The sequence below is a fragment of the Streptomyces sp. V4I23 genome, from assembly GCF_030817975.1.
Lineage (GTDB): Bacteria > Actinomycetota > Actinomycetes > Streptomycetales > Streptomycetaceae > Streptomyces.
Genome location: NZ_JAUSZW010000004.1, coordinates 6,284,552 through 6,305,116, shown reverse-complemented (window position 1 = coordinate 6,305,116; position 20,565 = coordinate 6,284,552). Strand labels below are relative to the sequence as shown.

Genomic DNA, 20,565 nt, shown 5'->3' with positions numbered 1-20,565 from the left:
GCCCGGACCGCGTGCTCCCCGGGAGCGCCGCGCGGACGCCCCGGCCGGAAAACCAGCCCCGTCGGCGAGAGAACCGCGGGCGTCGGGCCCAAGGCCCAACGGGAGCGCCGCGCGGACGACCGCAGCGCCCCGGCAGGGTCCGCGCAGTCAGGGGCGGAGCGCGCGAAGGAGGAGGTCCGCCAGGTGGTCCGCGACCTGCTGCTTCGTCAGGGGGCCGTCCGGGCGGTACCACGTCGACAGGTGGTGGATCGACCCGAAGTGGTAGTCCACCACCAGATCCGCCGGCGTCGCCGAGGAGAAGACGCCGCCCTGCTGCCCCTCCTCCACCAGCGCCCGGAACCGCTCGTGGTAGCGGCGCCGCTCGGCCCGCACCTGCTTGTGCTTCTCCGGGCTCAGGTGGTGCATGGAGCGGAAGAAGATCGCCGCGTCGTCCAGGTTGTCGATGGTGGTGACGACGACGTCCGCCGCAGCCTCGCGCAGCCGGTCCTCCACGGGCTCGTCCGCGTCCGCGAAGGCGTCCAGCCGCTCCTGCTGGACGCGCAGCACCCGGGAGTAGACCTCCTGCAGGAGGTCCTCCTTGGACCCGAAGTAGTGATAGAGCGCCCCCTTGGTGACGCCCGCCGCCTCCACGATCTCCTGGACCGAGGTGCGGTCGTATCCCTGCTCGGCGAAGAGGCGGGTGGCGGCGGCCAGCAGCCTCTGCGGTACGGGGGTCGCCTCCCCGTCCGTCGTCCTGGCCATCGCCGCCACCTGCCCTTCCTGCCGAAACATCTGTGTTCTAAACCCGGGAACGCAGTTCCCGCCTGAGGATCTTCCCACTTGTGGTCTTGGGGAGCTCCGGCAGGATCACTACTTCCCTGGGGTATTTGTAAGCGGCGAGCCGCTGCTCGCAGTAGGCGGACAGCTCGTCGGGCCCGAGGTCCGCCCCCGGGCGCAGGCTGACGTACGCCTTGACCGTCTCCCCGCGGTAGGAGTCCGGCACGCCGACGACGGCCGCCTCGCGGACCGCCGGGTGCGTGTAGAGGACGTCCTCGACCTCGCGGGGCCAGACCTTGAACCCGGAGGCGTTGATCATGTCCTTCTTGCGGTCGACGACGTAGAGCCAGCCGTCCGCGTCCATGAAGCCGATGTCGCCGGTGCGCAGTTCGCCGTCCGGGAACGCCTCGGCGGTGGCCTCGGGGAGTCGCCAGTAGCCGGGCACGACCTGCGGGCCGCGCACGGCGATCTCGCCCTGTTCGCCGAGGGGCACGTCGTCGCCCTTCTCGTCGACGATCCGCACGACGGTGTCGGGGCCGGGCAGGCCCACGGACAGGGTGCCGGAGGCCGGGTCGACCGGCGCCTCCTTCTCCGGGGGCACGGACGCACAGGGCGCGGTGCACTCGGTGAGCCCGTAGCCGTTGCGTATGTACGGCCCGAAACCGGCGCGGAACTTCTCCACCAGCGCGGGCGGCACGGGCGCGCCGCCCGAGGAGATCACGGCGAAGGAAGCAAAGTGCTCGCGGGTAGCAGCAGGATGCGCGGCCAGGGCCATGAACGCGGTCGACGGGCCGACCGTGTACGCCGGCCTGTGCTCGGCGAAGGCGTCGAGCACGACGCCCGCCTCGAAGCGGTAGGCGAGCGCGAGGGTGCCCGCGTTGGCGATGCAGACGGCGAGCTGGCAGACCATGCCGGTGATGTGGAAGAGGGGCGCGAGGGCGAAGTAGCAGGCACCTTCGGGGACGGGGTGGCCGGTGCGCTGGCGTTCGGCGTTGTAGGTGATGCCGCCGTGGAGGTTCATCGCCCCCTTGGGGGTGCCGCTGGTGCCCGACGTGTAGCTGATCAAGGCGACGTCCGCGGCGCCGAGTTCGCGTCCGGACGGCGCCGGGAGGCGCCGGCGGCCGACGGTGAGCAGGTCGTCGGCGTCCTCGGCCAGCGGAGCCCGCTCGAAGGAGAGGACCCGCTCGTCGTGCCGCGTCTGGAGGTCGAGCTCGCAGGCGGTGAGCACGACGCGCACGGAAGAGGCGGCGGCGCAGTCGCGCAGGTACGCCTCCCATGCCCGGTCGGAGCAGATCAGCGCGGTGGCCCCGGAGTCGGCGAGGACGTGGGCGACCTCAGCCGTCTTGTACATCGGGTTGAGCGGGACGACGGTCGCGCCGGCCTTCCAGGCGCCGAGCAGCGCGATGACGAACTGCGGGCTGTTCTGGAGCATGAGGGCCACGCGGTCGCCGCGGGCGACACCGCGCTCGGCGAGGTGGGCGGCGACGGAGTCGGAGAGGTCGTCGGTCTCCCGGTAGCTCAGCCGGCCGTCGAAGTAGGCGAGCGCGGGGTGTTCCGGCGCGCGGGCGACGGCCGCGCGGAAGGAGTGCACGACGGTCGGGGGCGGGGCGACGGGGGCCCGCTGGGCTTCGGTCAGCTGCCCGAGCCACGGCTGCGCGGCGTAGACGGAGCTCATCGGCCCACCTCCTCCCACTTCTGCTGGATGTGGTTCATTCCGGCGATCCAGCGGTCGGTCTCGGTGGCGCGCGCCGCGTAGAAGCCGGCGACCTCCGGGTGCGGCAGGACGAGGAAGCGGTCCTCTTCCATCGCGGCGAACAGGGCGTCGGCGACGTCCTCGGGCTCGATCGCGGTCGGCTTGAGGACGATGTCGCCGGCCGATCCGGTGGCGGTGAGCATGTCGGTCCGTACGCCCTGCGGGCAGATGGCGTGGACCTTGAGGCCGCGGTGGCGGTAGGTCAGGGAGAGCCACTCGGCATAGGCGAGCGCTCCGTGCTTGGTCACGCTGTAGGGCGCGGCCCCGATCATCGTGAGCAGCCCGGCGGCGGAGACGGTGGAGACGAAGCGGCCGCTGCCGCGCTCCAGCCAGTCGGGCAGCAGGGCGCGGCTCGCGCGGACGTGTGCCATGACGTTGACGTCCCAGGCGGAGGCCCAGACGTCCTCGTCCGCGAAGGCGTCGCCGCCCGAGCCGAGGCCGGCGTTGGCGCAGTAGACGTCGACGACGCCGCCGAGGGCGTCCCGGGCCTCGTCGACGACGTCCGAGGCGTCGCCGGGTACGGCGGTGCCGCCGATCTCGTCGGCGACGGCCTTGGCCTTGCCCGCGTCGATGTCGTTGACCACGACCCGGGCGCCCCCGGCGGCGAACCGGCGGGCAAGGGCGGCCCCGATACCGCCGCCCGCTCCCGTGACAACAACCCCTAGGCCCTGCACCGTGCTCATCAAGCTCCGCCTTTCGCAGCGTCCCGGCTGCCAGGCAGACTAACCGGTCGGTATGCCGACGTGGAAGGGGGCAGCTCGACGGCCGTGCCGGGGTCGTTCCCCCAGGGCGTCAGGAGCGCTAGCGTGCGTGGCCATGACAGACGGCGATCACGGAGGTAGCTCGATGAGCCTTTCCAGACGGGGTTTGCTGGCCGCCGGCGGCGCGGTGGGGGCCCTGGCCGCGACATCCGCCACGCCCGCCGCCGCCCATACGGGCCGCGGCCGGGTGCGCACCGGTTTCGAGCGGCTGGCCGCCGACGGGTACGCGCTCCTGGCCGGCGAACGGGTCGGCGTCGTCACCAACCCGACCGGCATCACGCGCGACGTCCGGCACATCGTGGACGTCATGCACGCCGACGACCGCGTGAACCTGGTCGCGGTCTTCGGACCCGAGCACGGCTTCCGCGGCACGGCGCAGGCGGGCGGCTCCGAGGGCCGCTACGACGACCCCGCGACCGGGCTGCCGGTGTACGACACGTACCTGAAGAGCGGCCGGCCGCTGGCCGACATCTTCACCGCGTCCGGTGTGGACACGGTCGTCTTCGACATCCAGGACGCCGGGGCCCGCTTCTACACCTACATCTGGACCCTCTTCGACTGCATGCAGGCCGCCGAGCTCGCGGGGAAGCGGTTCGTGGTGCTCGACCGGCCCAATCCGGTGACCGGCCGCGCGGCGCTGGGACCCGTGCTCGACAAGGCGTTCGCGACCTTCGTGGGCCGTGAGCCGATCGCGCAGGCGCACGGCATGACCGTGGCCGAACTGGCGCTGCTCTTCAACGGGGAGTTCCTCACGCGACCGGTCGCGCTGGAGACCGTGACGATGACGGGCTGGCACCGCTCCGACTTCTACGACGAGACCGGGCTGCCCTGGGTGCCGCCGAGCCCCAACATGCCCACCCCCGACACCGCCCTCGTCTACTCGGGCACCTGCCTGTTCGAGGGCACGAACCTGTCCGAGGGCCGGGGCACCACCCGCCCCTTCGAGCTCCTGGGCGCGGAGGGCGTCGACCGCCGCTGGGCCGAGGCCGTGAACGCACTGGACCTGCCCGGCGTCCGCTTCCGCGAGGCGTACTTCGCGCCCACGTTCTCCAAGTTCCAGGGCAGGACGATCGGCGGCGTCCAACTCATCGTCCACGACCGGGAGTCCTTCGACCCCGTCCGCACCGGCATCGCGCTGCTGGTGACGGCGAAGCGCAGCTGGAGCGGATTCGCCTGGCGCGCCGACAACTGGATCGACAAGCTGACCGGTTCCACCAAGGTGCGCACGCTCATCGACGCGGGGGCGGACACCGACGAGGTGGTGGGCGCGTGGCGGGACGAACTGGCCGCGTTCCGCGCGGTACGCCGGCGGTACCTGCGGTACTGAGCACGCGACGGGTGGGCACTGCCCCACCGGGAAGGGCCTGCCCGGACATGCGCACCGCGCCCCCGCACGGCCCGCGAGTGGCCGGGAGCGACCCGTCCGGCGAGGAGCATCGGCACCGCGTGGCCGGCCGAGCCCGTGCGGCTGGCCACGTCGTACGACGTCCTGATCCGTCCGCACCGGGTCGGGCGGCCGACCGGCTCCGACCGCTTCCGGGGTATGGCCGTTTCTCCCCTTGCGCAGGATCCTGTGGTGACGGGCCAAGGGGAGGGGCGGGCCATGTCGGGGACAGGTGTGCGACCGTACCGGGAGATCACTTTCGACGCGGACGGCGATGTGCTGGGGCCGTACGGCGCGCTCATGGAACAGGACGTCACCGACCTGGTGATGTTCGCCCACGGGTGGAACAACTCCCCGGGCACGGCCCGGCGGCTCTACGCGTCGTTCTTCGCTCCCTTCCCCAAGCTGGTGGCGCAGACCCCGCAGGCACGGCTGGGGTACGCGGGCGTCGTCTGGCCCTCGATGCGGTTCTCGGACGAACCGATCCCCGACGTCGAACCACCGGCCGCCGGCGCCCAGCCGTCGGGCCCCGGCCTGGACGGGGCGACCCGCGCGGTGCTCGCCGAGCTGTTCCCCGGGCATCGCGAGACCGTCGAGCGGCTCGCGTGGCTGCTGGACGAGCAGCCGGAGTCGCGGGCCGCCTTCGCCGAGTTCGGCAGGCTGGCCCGGGAGTTGGCGGCCACGCCGCCCGGCGGTATGGAGGCGGGCTTCGCCGAGGACCTGCCGCACGACGAGCAGAGCCCGCCCGCGGTGCTGTACGAGGACACGCTCACCCTGTGCCGCAGGCTGGCCGCCGCTCTGGAGGCGGAGTCCGGGTCGCTGTACGGCGTGCTGCCGTTCGGCGGCGGACTGCGCTCCGCGTGGCGGGGCGCGAAGGAGTTGCTGCGGCAGACGACGTACTACGCGATGAAGCGCCGCGCGGGGACGGTCGGCGAGCTGGGGCTCGGGCCGCTGCTGGGCCGGCTGGCCCGTTCGGCGCCGCGGCTGCGGGTGCACCTCGTCGGGCACAGCCAGGGGGCGCGGCTGATGGCGTTCGCGCTGCGGGGGCTGCCGGAGGGCGCGGACAACGTGAAGTCGGTGACGCTGCTCCAAGGCGCCCTGTCGCATTACGCGTTCGCGTGCGGCCTTCCGCACGCCCCGCACAGCGCGGGCGCGCTCGCCGCGGTGCAGGAGCGGGTCGACGGGCCGGTGGTCGCCTGCTACTCGCGGCACGACAGTGCGCTCGGCGTGTTCTACCCGCTGGCCTCGGCCCTCGCCGGGGACTCGGCGTCGGTGGCCGGCGGCGACCGGCGGTGGTGGGCGATGGGCCACGACGGCATTCAGGCCGTCGCGGGCACGCCGCGGCTGACGCTGGAGGAGGCGCTGCGCGACGGTCTGCCGGACTCGGGATGCGTCAGCGTGGACGCGGCGCAGGTGGTGCGGAGGGGCGGGCCGCCTGCGGGTGCGCACAGTGACATCTGCCATGAGGAACTGGCCCGGGTGGTGTTGTCGGCGGGGCGTGTCGGCCGCTGAAACAGGGGCGTGATCCGGTCGACATGACGCGTCCCGATTTTCGATGGAGCCGAAACGGGCACTCCTACGTCCATTCTTCAACGCCGATGTACCAGCGACGGAGGTGTCGACGCGATGGCCGGTTTCCGGAGTCTTGCGAGACAGGTGCGTGACGTGCGGTGTGACCTGGCGCTGCGGCGCTACTCACTGCGCAAGTGCCTGGAGAGGTTCGCCCCTTATGGGCATCGGGCCACTTGGAACCATCTGTGCGCGAGGCACAGCATCGAGCCCGAGGACAGGGCCCCCGATCCGGCGCGGCTGGTGGCCGCACTGGAGGAGTTGGAGCGGGCGCGGGCGGTATGGCTCGCGTACGAGGAGAACTTCGCGGACCGCCGTAAACGGGAGAAGCACGAGGGGCTGCGGCGGCCCGGACACATCGACGACTGGCACCGCAGGACGTGGGGCGGGAACGGGGTCGCGCGCTGCGACAGCCCCGGGATACATCCCTCGGAGCCGCTGGACGAGGTGCTGCGCAGACTGATCGGCGCGCTGGAGACGGAGCCCGGGGACGCGTGCCCGGTGTGCAGGGGAACGCACATCGTGTGGCGACAGGACCTGGAGCACGAGCCGTTCTTCGGCCCGGTCTGCACCGGCTGCGGGATCGTGGTGCCGCAGCCCGTCCTGACACTGGAGGCGGTGACCGCGGCGAAGCGCGCGGGGCGCAGGGAGCTCGCCTCGGTCGCCTGAGGGACGCCGGTCCCGGGCCGGCGGCCCCGGGACCTCTCCCTCATCACGCGGGGGGCGCCGCGTCCCAGACGGCGTCGGTGAAGCGCTGCTCGTACGGAAGGGCCAGCAGCCCGGTCTTGAACAGCAGCAGCGGGTCGGCGTCCTGGGCCCGCAGGCGCGCGGGGGCGTGCGCGAGGATCCACTCCTGGAGCTCCGCGACGGGCTCGTCGCGCGCGTAGTCGCACCACCACCTGAAGACGGCCGTGTCGTCGTTGAGGAGTTCGTCGATCCACCAGTCGACGAACAGGGCGAGGTACCGGTCGGCCGGCCCGCCGGGCGGCTGCGCGGCCCAGCGGGCGAGGTAGGGCGTCACGGTGCCGGCCGCGGTCGCACAGGCCTGGAACACCTCTGTCACGTACCAGTCGTCGAGTTCCGTGGCGAGGGTGTCGGCCCACCACGCGTCGAGGAACGCGCGGATCGCGTCGGCCTGTTCCGCGGGCCAGGTCCGCCAGCCGGAACGTCCGAGGCCGGTCAGGTCGTAGGCGTTGAACGCCGTCCACCGGCGCGCCGCCAGCTGCTCGGCGACCTGCGGAAGGATCCTGCGCATCGCGGCGGGGTGGTCGTCGAAGTGGTCCGGCACCTCGTGCGCGTAGATCCGCAGGGCCCGGTCGGGCAGGGCCACGTCGGGCACGCGCAACAGCGCCGTCTCCTCGGGGAGATGGCAGAGGCCGCAGCCCGTCTCGCGGGGGCTGGTCATGCCCGCGAAGACCGCGCGGACGCGGTCCACCGCCGCGGTGAGTGCTGGGGAGGCCATGTGCGCCACGTCCCGTCGAGGACTCCGTTCGCGGCTCGCGGCCGGACGAAGATCCGGACGTTACCAGACGGGAAATCCCGTGGCCCAGCGGGATTTCGGTGCCGAGAGTGGGGGTGCCGAGAACCACGACCGAGGAGCCCCGATGTCGACGCTGCGCGTCACCGCCGAAGTCCTGACCGTGCACGAGCACCCGAACGCCGATGCGCTGGAGCTGGCCCAGGTGGGCCTGTACCGCGCCGTCGTCGCCAAGGGCGTCTATCGCACGGGTGACGCCGCGGTCTACATCCCCGAGCAGGCCGTGCTCCCGGCCGCGCTGATCGACGAGCTCGGTCTGACCGGCCGGCTCGCGGGCGGCGAGGCCAACCGGGTCAAGGCGGTCCGGCTGCGCGGCGAGCTGTCGCAGGGCATCGTGTGCCGGCCGCGCGCGCTCGCGGACGTCGACCTGGCGAAGGCGGCCGCGGACGGCACGGACTTCGCGGAGCGGCTCGCCATCACCAAGTGGGCCCCGCCGATCCCGCCCCGGATGAGCGGCGACGTGGAGGCGGCACCGGATCTGCTGCCGTGGGTGGACATCGAGAACCTGCAGCGCTATCCGGGCATCTTCGAGCCCGGGGAGGCGGTCGTGATCACCGAGAAGCTGCACGGCTCGGCCTGTCTGGCGACGTACTCCACGGCGGACGGCGGACGGGTGCGGGTCTCGTCCAAGGGTTTCGGCGCCAAGGGGCTCGCCATCAAGAAGGACCCGGCGAACCTCTACTGGCGGGCGGTGCTCGGGAACGGCGTGCCCAAGATCGCGGCGCGCCTCGCCGAGCGGCTCGGTGCGAGCCGGGTCGGGGTGTTCGCCGAGGTGTACGGCGCCGGCGTCCAGGACCTCGGTTACGGCAAGGACGCCCGGGCGGAGAACGGGCTGGGCTATGCCGTGTTCGACATCTCGGCGGAGATCGACGGCCAGGTCCGCTGGCTGGACCCGGCAGCCGTGCTCGGCGGTGAACTGCCGGTCGTGCCCCGGCTGTTCACGGGTCCGTACGACGCGGACAAGGTGCTGGAGCTGGCGAGCGGCCGCGAGACGGTGTCGGGTCGGCGGCTGCATCTGCGAGAGGGCGTCGTCGTCCGCCCGGCGGTGGAGCGGTACAGCCCGGTCACCGGCGGGCGCGCGATCGCCAAGGCGGTGAGCCCGGCGTACCTGACCCGCAAGGGCGGCACGGAGTACGAGTAGGACCCCGCGCACGAGGGCGGGCCCGGCACGGGGTGCGGGCCCGCCTTCGCGTGTGTCAGGCCGGGTCGCCCTTGGCGCGCCGCCGCTCCGGCAGCAGGCGGGAGCCGGTCAACCGGTCGCCGAAGACGTCGTCCGGGTTGGACAGCACACATGTCTGCAACGAGAGGCAGCCGCAGCCGATGCAGTCCGTCAGATGGTCCCGGAGACGGCCCAACTGCTTGATGCGCTCGTCGAGTTCGCTGCGCCACGCCGCCGACAGGCGGGCCCAGTCCTCGCGGTCGGGGGTGCGTTCCTCGGGCAGTTCGGCGAGCGCGTCGCGGATCGTGGCGAGCGGGATGCCGACGCGCTGCGCGGCCCGCACGAACGCGACGCGGCGCAGCGCGTCCCTGCTGTAGCGACGCTGGTTCCCGGCGGTGCGGCGACTGCTGATGAGGCCCTTGGACTCGTAGAAGTGCAGGGCCGACACGGCCGCGCCGCTGCGCGCGGAGAGCTGGCCGACCGTGAGCTCATGGATCTTCTCGGGAATCTGTGGCACCCCTCGGAGCCTACTGGTCGTCCGTTGACAAGTGCGGCACTCCCCCACCATGCTGAGCAAGCGCTTAGACATGGGCTTTCGGAGATGTGAGAGGCAGGGAGCAGCAACATGGCAGAGCCGAGGATCTTCACCTCCCCCGAGGAGCTGCGCGCCGGGGTCGGCGAGCAGCTCGGACACAGCGACTGGCTGGAGGTCGACCAGAAGCGGATCGACCTCTTCGCCGACGCCACCGGCGACCACCAGTGGATCCACATCGATGCCGAGCGGGCGGCGAACGGCCCCTTCGGCACCACGATCGCCCACGGCTATCTGACGCTGTCGCTGCTGCCGGCCCTGGTGCCGCAGGTGCTGCGGGTCGAGGGCATGAAGATGGGCATCAACTACGGTGCCAACAAGGTGCGTTTCCCCGCCCCCGTGCCGGTCGGCTCGCGGCTGCGCGCCACGGCCGTCCTGCAGAACGTGGAGGAGGCGGGCGGCGGCGTACAGGTGACCGCCCTCGTCACCGTCGAGCGCGAGGGCGGCGACAAGCCGGTCTGCGTGGCGGAGTCCGTGTCCCGCTACTTCTTCTGAGCCCCCACCATCCGCAGCACGAGGTCGGCGTAGAACACGCCGACCTCGTCGGGCGTCCGCCGCCCCTGCGTGTTGAACCAGCGCGCCACGTCGATGCAGAGCGACAGCACGGCGACGGCGGTGCCGGGCACATCCGGCACGTCGAACTCGCCCGCGGCCACGCCCTCCTCGAGCAGGCGGCGCACCACGGCGTCGGTCTCGCGGCGCAGCTCGATGATCTCGGTGCGGTGGGCGTCGCCGAGCGCGTCCAGTTCGTACTGCACGACCCGCGCCGTGGCGTGCCGGCCGGCGTGCCAGCGGACGAAGGACCGTACGGCTTCGGTGAGCCGCTCGGTGGGCGTGCCCTCGCCCTCGTACGCCTCCGAGAGGATCTCCAGGGCCTTGTCGTGGCCGATCCTGCTGATCCGGTGGAGCAGCTCTTCCTTGGTCTTGTAGTGGATGTAGAGCGCCGCCGGGCTCATGCCCGCCCGGCCCGCGATGTCACGCGTCGTGGTCGCGTGGTAGCCGCGCTCCGCGAACGCCTCGACCGCGGCGATCAGCAACTTGCGGGCCGCCTCCGGGGTGACCTCGTCCCACGGCTTCTCGTCTTCGGCCGTCTGGTCCGCCGCACTCATCGCTCGTCCCTTCCCTGGTCAGGCGAACACCATACCGTGACAGTGAGCGGGCGCTTAGAGCTTCTGGAAGGGGTCGTGCTCGGCGAGGAGCTTCTCCAGCCTGGCCTGGTCGACCCGGCTGACGATCTGCCCGGCCTCCTGCCGGTCCCTGACCACCTTGGCGAGGGTGAAGGCCGAGGTGGTCAGATACAGGACGGCGATGCCGAGGAAGGCGCGCACCCAGGGGTCGGCGTCCATGGTGAAGATGCCGAGGGCGACCGCTCCGAGCGCGACGGCGAAGGAGGCGACGGCCTGGCCGTAGTACGCCGCGGTGTTCTGCTGCTTGACCGGTGTCTCACTCATGGGCACAGCGTCGCGCCCGGGCCGGCGGGCCACATGCGCGCTGGTACTCAGATCGCGTACTCACGTGCCGCCGGCGGCCCGGTTCAGAACGCGGAGACCCCGGTGAGCGCGCGGCCGATGATCAGCTTCTGGATCTGACTGGTGCCCTCGTAGAGGGTCATCACCCGGGCGTCGCGCAGCAGTTTGCCGACCGGGTACTCGTCGATGTAGCCGTAGCCGCCGAAGACCTGGAGGGCGTTGTTGGCGGCCCTGACCGCGGCCTCGGAGGCGAAGAGCTTCGCCTTGGACGCGGCGGTGGCGAAGTCCTCGCCGCGGTCGACGAGACCGGCCACCCGCCAGGTCAGCAGCCGGGCGGCGTCCACGTCGACGGCGATGTCGCTGATCAGCTCCTGGACCAGCTGGTGGTGCGCGATGGGCCTGCCGAACTGCTCGCGCTCACCCGCGTACCCGACGGCCGCGTCCAGCGCCGCCTGCGCGATGCCGACGCAGCCCGCGGCGACCGACATCCTGCCCTTGGCGAGCGCGGACATGGCAATGGAGAAGCCCTTGCCCTCGCGCCCGAGCAGGGCGCCGGCCGGCACCCGGACGTCCTCGAAGGCCAGCTCGGCCGTGGCCTGGCCGCGCAGTCCGAGCTTTCCGTGGATCGTGCGGCGGGTCAGTCCGGGCGTGTCCGTGGGGACCAGGAAGGCGGAGACGCCCTTGTGCCCGGGGGCGTCGCCGGTCCGGGCGAAGAGCAGCACGACATCGGCCCAGGTGCCGTTGGTGATGAACATCTTGGCGCCGTTGATCACGTAGTCGCCGCCGTCGCGCACGGCCCTGGTGGCCAGGTTCCCCGCGTCCGAGCCGGTGCCGGGCTCGGTGAGAGCGAAGCAGCCGACGGACTCGCCCGCCGTCAGGCCCGGCAGCCACCGGCGCTTCTGCTCCTCGGTGCCGTAGGCGGCCACGGTCTTGGCGACCAGTCCGAGCGAGACGGAGACGATGCCGCGCACTGAGGAGTCACCGCGGCCCAGCTCCTCGGTGACCAGGCAGTACGCGAGATGGTCGCCGCCGGAGCCGCCGTACTCCTCGTCGATCGTGAGACCGAGGAAGCCGAGTGCGCCGAGCTTCTTCACGATGCCCCGGTCGACGCTCTCGGCGCGGTCCCATGCGACGACGTGCGGGGTGATCTCGCGGGCGACGAAGTCCCGGGCGAGCTGCCGTACGGCCGCCCGCTCCTCGCCGATCTCCAGGTCCATGTGCGTCCACCCCACTTTAACTACCACTGCTAGTTTCTTTTCGGCAGGCCTACTATGTGCCGCATGGCCCGACCGCGCAAGCCCCTCCTCAGCAGAGAACGCATCGTCGAGACGGCGAGCGCGCTCGTGGACGCCGAGGGACTCGACGCGGTGTCCACCCGCCGCCTCGCCGCCGAACTCGGCGTGAGCGGCCCCTCGCTCTACAACCATTTCCGCAACAAGGACGAGATCCTCGACGCCGTCGCCGACGCCGTCAGCGCCCGGGTCGACCTGTCGATGTTCCGGGAGGACGACCCCCGCGACTGGCGCACGGCCCTGCACGACTACGCGGTCTCCTACCGGGCCGCGCTGACCGCCCACCCCCACACCGTCCCCGTGCTGGCCCGCGGCCCCGGACGCCGTCCGGCAGGCCTGAAGGTGGCCGACACGGTGTTCGGCGCGATGGTCCGCGCGGGCTGGCCCCCGGCCCAGGCCACCCATATCGGCGCCCTGATGCGCTACTTCATCACCGGCTCGGCACTCGGTTCCTTCGCCCGCGGCTTCGTCGACGACGCGACCGCGTACGACCCGGCCGACTACCCGCACCTGGGCCAGGCCCACCTGCTGGCCGACCGACAGGAGCAGGTGGACGAGGGCGCGTTCGAGACCGGGCTGCGGGCCCTGCTCGACGGTCTCGCGATCCAGTACGAGACGCTTCGGCCTTCGCCGAACCGTCGCTGACGCATCCTGGGAGGCATGACCTCCTCGCGTGATCTCGCCGCCTTCGCCGCGCTCCTCGCCGACGAGACCCGGGCCGGGATCTGCCTCGTGCTGCTCGACGGGCGGGCCTGGACCGCGGGAGAACTCGCGCGGCACACCGGGGTCGCCGCGTCGACCGCCAGCGAGCATCTCGGCAAGCTCGTCGCCGGCGGGGTGCTCGCCGAGGAGCGCCAGGGCCGGCACCGCTACGTGCGGCTCGCCGACGACCGCGTGGCGCACCTCGTCGAGGAACTGGCCGCGTACGCCGCGCCGGAAGGGCCGGCGCGGCCGGCACGCGGACTGCGCGAGTCGACCGTCGCCGCCGCCATGGCGCGCGGCCGCACCTGCTACGACCATCTCGCCGGCAGACTCGGCATTACGATCACCGGCGCCATGACCGAGCGCGGACTGCTCAGCCAGGACACCGGGTTCGCCCTCACGGAGCGGGGCGCGCGGTGGTTCGACGAGCTCGGGGTGCCGCTGGAGCGTACCGGGCGGCGCCCGCTCGTACGGGGCTGCCTGGACTGGACCGAGCGCAAGCCGCACCTCGCCGGGCTCGCCGGGGCACGGCTGTGCCGCCACGCCCTCGACACCGGCTGGTGCGTGCGGATCGGCTCGGAGCGGGCGGTGAAGGTGACGGCGGAGGGCGAGCGGGCTCTCGGCCGGCTGCTCGGCATCGAGCCCGGGATATTGCGGTGAGCGCCGAAGGGTCCGGGCCGTACGGTCGCCCCATGACGAACCCGATACGCCGCACGCAGCACGCGCAGTGGCCCGCTCTGGTCGCCGCGGGCGTCACCGTCGTGCTGTGGGCCTCCGCCTTCGTGTCCATCCGCAGCGCCGGCGAGGCGTACTCCCCCGGAGCCCTCGCCCTCGGCCGCCTGCTCGCCGGGTCCCTCGCGCTGGGCTGCGTGCTGCTGGTGCGCCGCGAGGGGCTGCCGCCCCGGGCCGCGTGGCCCGGCATCGTGGTGTCCGGGCTGCTCTGGTTCGGCGTCTACATGGTGGTGCTCAACTGGGGCGAGCAGGAGGTCGACGCGGGCACGGCGGCGATGGTCGTCAACATCGGGCCCGTGCTCATCGCCCTGCTCGGCGCGCGACTGCTGGGCGAGGTGCCGGCGCCGCTGACACTGGCGGGCGGTGCGCTGTGCCTCGCGGGGGTGGCGGTGTCGCGGTCCCGGCCGCGGACGGGGTCCACGGCCGGGATGCCCGTCACTCCGCGGGAGTCGGCTGCTTCACCTCCGGCGTCGCCGGGGCGGCCGCCTTCGCGGCCCGCGAGGCGAGAATCCTGATCGAGATCAGGGCGATCACTGCCAGCCCGATGATGTAGCCGGAGACGGCCATCGACGTGCCGGTGGCCTCCAGCAGCAGCACCATCATGAACGGCGCCAGGCCGCCGCCGAAGACCGCGGCGATCTGGTAGCCGAGCGAGGCGCCGGTGTAGCGCATCTCGGCGGTGAACAGCTCGGCGAACAGGGCGGCCTGGGGTCCGTACATGATGCTGAGGAAGCAGCTCGTGACGAACGTGCCGACGCCGAGCCACAGCAGCGAGGCCGTGTCGATGAGCAGGAACATCGGCACCGCCCACAGCAGCAGGCCCACCGCGCCCGCGGCGTAGATGCGCAGCCGCCCGATGCGGTCGGACAGGGACGCCGCCGCGGGGATCAGGACGAGCTGGGTGAGGCTGACGCACAGGGAGACGGCCAGCACCGCGCTGCGCTTCATCTCGAGCTCCCGGGTCGCGTAGTCGAGCACGCCGGTGATGATGATGTAGAACGTCGCGGTGTTGACGGCGAAGGAGCCGCCGGCGAGGAAGACCGTTCCGAGGTGGCTGCGCAGGATGGTACGCAGCGGCGAGCGCTTTTCGGTCTTCTCCTGTGCGGCGAGGGCGCGTTCGGCCTCGCGGAACGCGGGGGTCTCCTCGACGCGGGTGTGGATGTACCAGGCGAGGCCGAGGACGAGGAACCCGACGAAGAACGGGACGCGCCAGCCCCAGGAGGCGAAGGCTGCGTCGTCCGTGAGGGCGCCGGCCACGAGGAAGACGGTGTTGGCGGTGACCACGCCGATGGGGACACCGAGCTGGACGAGGCTGCCGTACAGACCGCGCTTGCCCTCGGGGGCGTACTCGGTCGCCATCAGCATCGCGCCGCCCCACTGGGCGCCGACGGCGATGCCCTGGACGACCCGGAGCAGCACGAGGATGACAGGTGCGGCGATGCCGATGGTCTCGTACGTGGGCAGCAGCCCGATTCCCGCGGTGGCGACGCCCATCAGCGTCAGCGCGAGGACCAGCATGGGCTTGCGGCCGCGCTTGTCGCCGAGCTGGCCGGCGATGATGCCGCCGACGGGCCGTGCGAGGAAGCCCACCGCGAAGGTGGCGAAAGCGGCGAGGACGCCGGCGGAGGAGCTGCCGGCGGGGAAGTAGAGATCGCCGAGGACGAGGGCGGCGGCGATGCCGAAGACGAAGTAGTCGTACCACTCGACGGCGGAGGCGAGAGCGGCGGCGGTGGCCACGCGCCGGCGGTTCGGGGTGGCGGGGGACGGGGGTGCGGTGTCCATGCGAGCACTCCATGGGTGCGGGGAGGAGGAGTGCCGGGACCGTACCGACCGGTGGGTATGTAGTCAACGGGTTGCGCAGAGATGGGTCCCGGCGGGTGTGGCGGGAGCGGGCAGCTCGAAGGGGCCCGGGGGCGGTGGTGCCCTCCGGGCGGGCTTTTCCCCATCCCGCCCCTTCCCGAACTGGGGCTTCGCCCAGACCCCCGTACCGCGCTCCGCGCGGTGTCCTACGAACTCCCCCTACGGCCTGACGGCCGTAGGAGGGACCCCCAAGACGGGCTGCATGCGCAGCCCACCGGCGCCCTTCGAGGCGCGGACTCAGCCGGCGGGCTCCTCCGGGGGCGCCCCCGGCGTCGGGAAAAGCTGGAGCGCACCACCCGAGCGCGCGTCCCGGCCGCCGCCCCGAAGCCTGCGCCCGGGCAGGCCGGGGCCGGGGGGGCCGGACCGAGAGGGACCGGGCCCGGGGCCGCGCCCGGCAGGGCGCAGAACCCGCCCGAGCAGGGCGAGGGGCGAAGCTCACGCGCGGGCAGGCCTCAGGGCCACGCGGCCCGAAACCCACGCCCGCCACGGCGCACAACCCGCCCGAACAGGGCGAAGGGCGAAGCCCCGAAACCCGGGCGCAGGGCCGGTGTCCCGGGCCGAAGCCCGAAGCCGGGCCACACGCAGAACCAGCGCCGAACGGGGCGCAGGGCGAAGCCGCGCCCGGTAGGCCGCAGGCCCATGGGTCCGGACCGAGACCGACCGGGGCCCGGGGCCCCGAAACTCACACCTGCCACGGCGCAGTACCCCCGCCAACAGGGCGAGGGGCGAAGCCCCCGAAACCCGCACCCGCGCACGCGGGATCCGCGCCCGGCAGGGCGCAGGGCCACGGGGCCCGGGCCGGAGCCCGAAACCCGCACCCGCCGCGGCGCCGACGCCGCCCCGAACAGGGCGAGGGGCCCCAAAACCCGCACCGGGCGGGCCGCAGGGCCGGGGGCCGGGCGGAGGCCGGTTCGGGGAGGGGTGGGTGGGGGGAAAGTCAGAACACCACCAGCGACCGCCCTCCACGGCCCTCGCGCATCGCCGTGAACGCCGCCGGGATGTCCTCCAGGCCGATGCGGTCCGTCACGAGCGCGCTCAGGTCGAGGGCGCCCTCGCGGATGTGGGACGCGAGGACCGGGAGGTCGCGCTCCGGGTCGGAGTTGCCGTAGACGCAGCCCGAGAGCGTCCGGCCCCAGTGGAAGAGCTCCAGGGCGTTGAAGGTGACCTGCTGGTCCTTGCCGCCGATGCCGACGACCGTGGTGCGGCCGCCGCGGCGGGTCGAGTCCCAGGCCGTGCGGATCGTGGTCGCGCGGCCGACGCACTCGATCGCGACGTCCGCGCCCCGCCCGCCGGTCAGCCGGCGCACCTCCTTCGCCGTGGTGTCGGACGCGACCACGTACTCCGTGGCACCCGCCCGGCGGGCCAGTCCCTCCTTCTCGGGCGAGACGTCGACCGCGATGACCGTGGCCGCCCCGGCGATCCGGGCCGCCTGGAGCGTGGCGAGGCCCACCCCGCCGACGCCGTGGACGACGACCGACTCCCCCTCGCGTACACGGGCGGAGTGGTGGACGGCCCCGTACCCGGTGAGCACGGCGCAGCCGAGGAGCGCCGCGTCGGTCAGGGACACGCCCTCGGGCGCGGGGAGCACGCAGTTCGCCGCGACGACGGTCTCCTCGGCGAACGCGGCGACGTTCAGCCCGGGATGCAGTTCGGTGCCGTCCGCGGTGACGGCGTGGACCCGTCCCGCGCCGGTCAGGGCGTCGGCACACAGCCAGACCTCCCCGATCGAGCAGGCGTGGCAGCTGCCGCAGGACGGCGCCCAGTTGAGGACGACGCCGTCGCCGGGTGCGACGTGGGTGACGCCCTCGCCGACGGAGACGACGGTGCCGGCGCCCTCGTGTCCGAGGACGGCCGGGACGGGCACGCGCATGGTGCCGTTGGACAGGGACAGGTCGGAGTGGCACACCCCGGCGGCGGCAAGGCGGACCCGGACCTGGCCGGGGCCGGGCTCGGGCAACGAGATCTCGGCGATCTCCAGGGGGGAGCCGACGGCGGGCAGGACTGCGGCGCGGACCACGATGATGTCTCCCGGCTCAGAACTGGAGGGACTTGGTCTGGAGGTACTCGGCGAGGCCGTGCGGACCGAGCTCGCGGCCGACCCCGGACTGCTTGTAACCGCCGAAGGGAGCACGAGGGTTGAACCGGCCGCCGTTGATGTCGACCTGTCCGGTGTCCATGCGGCGGGCGAACGCGACCGCGTCGGCCTCGTCCTGCGCCCAGACGGCGCCGGCCAGACCGTAGACGGTGCCGTTGGCGATGGCGAGCGCGTCGTCCTCGTCCTCGTACTTCAGGATCGAGACGACCGGGCCGAAGATCTCCTCCTGGGCGATGGTCATGCCGGGGGTCACGTCGGCGAAGACGGTCGGGCTGACGTAGTAGCCGGTCTCCAGCGGCGCGTCGGGGCCGCCGGCGACGACGCGGGCGCCCTCGGCGATGCCCTTCTCGATATAGCCGCGGACCCGCTGCTGCTGCTTGGCGTTGACGAGCGGGCCGACCCGCTCGCCGGGCACGTACTTGGCGACCGCGGCGGCGGCCAGCGCGACGGCCTCGTCGTACCGGTCCTTGTGTACGAGCATCCGGGTCCAGGCGCTGCAGGTCTGGCCGGAGTTGGACATCACGTTGGCGATGCCGACGTTCACCGCCTTCGCGAGGTCGGCGCCGGGCAGGATGACGTTGGCGGACTTGCCGCCGAGTTCCAGGGCGACGCGCTTGACCGCGGCGCCCGCGGTCGCGCCGATCTGCCTGCCCACGGCCGTCGAGCCGGTGAAGGACACGAGGTCGACGTCCTCGTGCGCGGCGAGTGCCTGGCCCGCGACCGGTCCGAGGCCGGTGACCAGGTTGAACACTCCGGCGGGTACGCCCGCGTCGTGGACGGCCTCGGCGAAGAGCTGTGCGGTCAGCGGGGTGTCCTCGGCGGGCTTGAGGACGACGGTGCATCCGGCGGCGAGCGCGGGGGCGACCTTGGCCACGATCTGGTGCAGCGGATAGTTCCAGGGCGTGATCGCGGCGACGACGCCGGCGGGCTCCATGAGGACGGTGGAGTTGCCGATCGTCTCCTCGAAGGAGTAGTCGGCGGCGAGTTCGGCGTACGAGCCGGCGACCAGCAGCGGCATGCCGGTGTGCACGGCCTGGGCGAGCGCGGGCGGGGCGCCGAGCTCGGCGGTGACAGTGGCGGCGATCAGGTCCTGGCGGCGTGCCAGTTCGTCACGCAGGGCCGTGAGCAGGGCGGCGCGCTCGGCGGGCGGGGTGGCCGCCCAGGCGGGGAACGCGGCGCGGGCCGCGCGTACGGCGGCGTCGACGTCCTCGGCGGTGCCGGCCGCCACATGGGCGATGACCTGCTCGTCCGCCGGGTTGACCACCGCGATGGTGTCGGTGGTGGCCGCGGGCCGCCACTGGCCGCCGATGTACATGCCGTCGTGAGCCTTCATCGCTCTCCTCCACGCTTCGCGGTCGTGTGCGCGCTCCAAACTAGCGCTGTTAGTTTTCGCGCGCCAGAGGCAGCGGGGCGTGTGGAGAGTAACGGGGAGGCGTGTCCGGCCGGCGTACGGGAGCGTCCCTGCCGACCACCGCTCGGGCCTGCGCGGACAGCGCGGGACCCGCGCCACACGTCAGGCCCGCCGGCCGGCAGACCCCGGGAGCCACACGGGCAGAGCCGCTCGCTCAGAAGCCGCTCGGGCAAAGGCGGCGCGGCAAGACCGTTCGGGCATGTGGCCGCCGGCTCCGCGGCGTCGGCGCATCGCACCTGTCCGGGGTTGTCGGCGGACAGGGCGGCTACGCGTGCCGGTTCCCGTGCTCGGCAGGGTGCCCGGGGCGTGACCCGGGCGTCGAGGGCTCCCGGGGGCCGGCGGGGCGGGGGCGGCGGAGGGCGGCCGCCGACGACAGCGCCAGCAGCGCCCCGGTCAGGACGAACGGCGTGGCGGCGCCGGCGAGGCCCGCGACCAGGCCGGCGCCCGCCGGTGCGGCCACCTGACCGAGGCGGTTGCCGGTCAGGCGCAGGGCGAGCGCGGTCGACCGCGCGTCGGCGGGCGCCGCCTGGACCACCGTCGTCATCGACAGCGGCTGGCCGGCGCCGAGGCAGAAGCCCAGCAGGATCAGCATCGCGGCGAGCGCCCACAGCGGAACGGGCAGCGCGATGCCCCCGCACAGCAGCCCGCCGACCAGGCAGGTCGTGGTCAGCAGACCCCTGCGGCCCATGAGCCGGATCATCGGGGTCATCACGAGCCGGCAGGCGATGGTGGCCGCGGCCCGCAGGCTGAGCAGCACACCGACGACGGCGGGCGCGATGCCCCGGTGTTCGCCGATCACCGGCAGGTACGCCGTGAGGATGTCGGTCGCGGAGAGCACCGCGAGACTGATGAAGATCCCGGCGGGGACGCCGCGGGTGCGCAGGATGCCGCGCACGGGCACCGTCGTGCGATCCGAGCGCGGCCCGGGCGGGGTGCGGTGCTCGATGCGCCACAGCGAGGCGAGGGACGCGGCGGCCACGGCCGCCGCGGCGAGCAGCGCGTATCCGCTCGTACGGGCCAGGTCGCCGCCGATCACGGCACCGGCGGCGACGGGCCCGACGAGCTGGCCGAGCGAGGCACCGATGGTGAAGTGGCCGAAGTTGCGGTCCTGTTCGGCGGGTGCGGACTGCCGGGCGACGATCGACTGGGCGCCGATGACGAAGCAGAGGTGGCCGAGCCCCATGACGCCGCTCCACGCGGCCATCGCCGCGAGGGAGCCCGCCGCAGCGCTGAGGGCGCATCCGCCGGATATCAGGACGACGCCGACGGGCAGCAGGGGTGCGCACCGCCCGTGGTCCGTCCGGCGCCCCAGCGGTACGGCGGCGAACAGGGGAAGCAGCGCGTAGACACCGGCGATGACGCCGATGGCGCGCTCGTCCGCGCCCAGCGACAGGGCGCGGTAGGAGACGGCGGGCCGCGCCATCGACACCGCGCCCTGGGCGAAGGAGAACGCGATGACGAGGCGCAGCAGCCAGCTCCGGGACTTTGTCACG

19 protein-coding genes and 1 pseudogene are annotated in these 20,565 nt (G+C 73.1%); 8 read left to right on the top strand and 12 right to left on the bottom strand.

Annotated elements, in window-relative coordinates; all coding sequences use genetic code 11:
• Positions 1 to 147: 147 nt before the first annotated feature.
• Genes QFZ82_RS30935 through QFZ82_RS30925 form a run of 3 tightly spaced genes read right to left on the bottom strand, consistent with a single transcriptional unit; the run spans position 148 to position 3,192 of the window.
• Positions 148 to 741 carry a TetR/AcrR family transcriptional regulator gene (locus QFZ82_RS30935; RefSeq protein ID WP_307716270.1) on the bottom strand — a complete coding sequence of 198 codons (594 nt, stop codon included), beginning with the start codon at positions 739 to 741 and terminating at the stop codon, positions 148 to 150.
• 37 nt (positions 742 to 778) lie between these two features.
• Complete coding sequence (locus QFZ82_RS30930) at positions 779 to 2,431, bottom strand: AMP-binding protein (protein WP_307716269.1); 1,653 nt, start codon at positions 2,429 to 2,431, stop codon at positions 779 to 781.
• Complete coding sequence (locus tag QFZ82_RS30925; RefSeq protein WP_307716268.1) at positions 2,428 to 3,192, bottom strand: SDR family oxidoreductase; 765 nt, start codon at positions 3,190 to 3,192, stop codon at positions 2,428 to 2,430. Before QFZ82_RS30925 ends, QFZ82_RS30930 begins: the two co-directional genes overlap by 4 nt.
• A gap of 163 nt (positions 3,193 to 3,355) precedes the next feature.
• Here QFZ82_RS30925 and QFZ82_RS30920 point away from each other — a divergent pair, with 163 nt between their 5' ends.
• From QFZ82_RS30920 to QFZ82_RS30910, 3 genes are all read left to right on the top strand, one after another.
• Positions 3,356 to 4,597, top strand: coding sequence for a DUF1343 domain-containing protein (locus tag QFZ82_RS30920; protein WP_307716267.1), 1,242 nt, complete (start codon positions 3,356 to 3,358; stop codon positions 4,595 to 4,597).
• 276 nt (positions 4,598 to 4,873) lie between these two features.
• Complete coding sequence (locus tag QFZ82_RS30915; RefSeq protein WP_307716266.1) at positions 4,874 to 6,166, top strand: serine-threonine protein kinase; 1,293 nt, start codon at positions 4,874 to 4,876, stop codon at positions 6,164 to 6,166.
• A 114-nt stretch (positions 6,167 to 6,280) separates the two neighbouring features.
• Complete coding sequence (locus tag QFZ82_RS30910) at positions 6,281 to 6,892, top strand: hypothetical protein (protein WP_307716265.1); 612 nt, start codon at positions 6,281 to 6,283, stop codon at positions 6,890 to 6,892.
• A 43-nt stretch (positions 6,893 to 6,935) separates the two neighbouring features.
• On the opposite strand, the gene QFZ82_RS30905 is transcribed toward QFZ82_RS30910, so the two are convergent.
• Entirely contained in the window at positions 6,936 to 7,685 is a 750-nt protein-coding gene (locus tag QFZ82_RS30905) for a hypothetical protein (protein WP_307716264.1), read from the bottom strand.
• A 142-nt stretch (positions 7,686 to 7,827) separates the two neighbouring features.
• Between QFZ82_RS30905 and QFZ82_RS30900 the strand changes: the two genes are divergently transcribed.
• Complete coding sequence (locus QFZ82_RS30900) at positions 7,828 to 8,901, top strand: RNA ligase (ATP) (RefSeq protein ID WP_307716263.1); 1,074 nt, start codon at positions 7,828 to 7,830, stop codon at positions 8,899 to 8,901.
• A gap of 55 nt (positions 8,902 to 8,956) precedes the next feature.
• Here the strand turns inward: QFZ82_RS30900 and soxR are convergent, their stop codons facing one another.
• Positions 8,957 to 9,436, bottom strand: coding sequence for a redox-sensitive transcriptional activator SoxR (soxR, locus tag QFZ82_RS30895; protein WP_307716262.1), 480 nt, complete (start codon positions 9,434 to 9,436; stop codon positions 8,957 to 8,959).
• A gap of 108 nt (positions 9,437 to 9,544) precedes the next feature.
• Here soxR and QFZ82_RS30890 point away from each other — a divergent pair, with 108 nt between their 5' ends.
• Positions 9,545 to 10,006, top strand: a complete 462-nt coding sequence (locus QFZ82_RS30890) for a MaoC family dehydratase (protein WP_307716261.1) — start codon at positions 9,545 to 9,547, stop codon at positions 10,004 to 10,006.
• Here QFZ82_RS30890 and QFZ82_RS30885 read toward each other — a convergent pair.
• The 3 genes from QFZ82_RS30885 to QFZ82_RS30875 form a co-directional block, all read right to left on the bottom strand.
• Positions 9,994 to 10,620, bottom strand: coding sequence for a TetR/AcrR family transcriptional regulator (locus QFZ82_RS30885; protein ID WP_307716260.1), 627 nt, complete (start codon positions 10,618 to 10,620; stop codon positions 9,994 to 9,996). The genes QFZ82_RS30890 and QFZ82_RS30885 overlap by 13 nt on opposite strands.
• Before the next feature lie 54 nt (positions 10,621 to 10,674).
• A complete protein-coding gene (locus QFZ82_RS30880) occupies positions 10,675 to 10,962 on the bottom strand; it encodes a YiaA/YiaB family inner membrane protein (protein WP_177151072.1) in 288 nt (95 codons plus the stop codon).
• 83 nt (positions 10,963 to 11,045) lie between these two features.
• A complete protein-coding gene (locus QFZ82_RS30875; protein ID WP_307716259.1) occupies positions 11,046 to 12,197 on the bottom strand; it encodes an acyl-CoA dehydrogenase family protein in 1,152 nt (383 codons plus the stop codon).
• A 63-nt stretch (positions 12,198 to 12,260) separates the two neighbouring features.
• On the opposite strand from QFZ82_RS30875, the gene QFZ82_RS30870 reads away from it, so the two are divergent.
• The 3 genes and pseudogenes from QFZ82_RS30870 to QFZ82_RS30860 all read left to right on the top strand — a co-directional run.
• A complete protein-coding gene (locus tag QFZ82_RS30870; RefSeq protein WP_307716258.1) occupies positions 12,261 to 12,917 on the top strand; it encodes a TetR/AcrR family transcriptional regulator in 657 nt (218 codons plus the stop codon).
• Positions 12,918 to 12,932: 15 nt separating this feature from the next.
• On the top strand, positions 12,933 to 13,634 hold the full coding sequence (locus QFZ82_RS30865) for a helix-turn-helix transcriptional regulator (RefSeq protein ID WP_307716257.1): 702 nt from the start codon (positions 12,933 to 12,935) through the stop codon (positions 13,632 to 13,634).
• Positions 13,635 to 13,666: 32 nt separating this feature from the next.
• Positions 13,667 to 14,102: pseudogene (locus QFZ82_RS30860) on the top strand (DMT family transporter); the annotation flags it as partial.
• A gap of 39 nt (positions 14,103 to 14,141) precedes the next feature.
• Here QFZ82_RS30860 and QFZ82_RS30855 read toward each other — a convergent pair.
• The 4 genes from QFZ82_RS30855 to QFZ82_RS30840 form a co-directional block, all read right to left on the bottom strand.
• Positions 14,142 to 15,488, bottom strand: a complete 1,347-nt coding sequence (locus tag QFZ82_RS30855) for an MFS transporter (protein ID WP_307716256.1) — start codon at positions 15,486 to 15,488, stop codon at positions 14,142 to 14,144.
• Positions 15,489 to 16,503: 1,015 nt separating this feature from the next.
• Complete coding sequence (locus QFZ82_RS30850) at positions 16,504 to 17,583, bottom strand: zinc-binding dehydrogenase (RefSeq protein WP_307716255.1); 1,080 nt, start codon at positions 17,581 to 17,583, stop codon at positions 16,504 to 16,506.
• Between the two features lie 16 nt (positions 17,584 to 17,599).
• The gene (locus tag QFZ82_RS30845; RefSeq protein WP_307716254.1) at positions 17,600 to 18,994 is read right to left on the bottom strand and encodes an aldehyde dehydrogenase family protein; all 1,395 of its coding nucleotides are present in this window, start codon (positions 18,992 to 18,994) and stop codon (positions 17,600 to 17,602) included.
• 343 nt (positions 18,995 to 19,337) lie between these two features.
• Complete coding sequence (locus QFZ82_RS30840; RefSeq protein WP_307716253.1) at positions 19,338 to 20,564, bottom strand: MFS transporter; 1,227 nt, start codon at positions 20,562 to 20,564, stop codon at positions 19,338 to 19,340.
• Position 20,565: the final 1 nt, after the last annotated feature.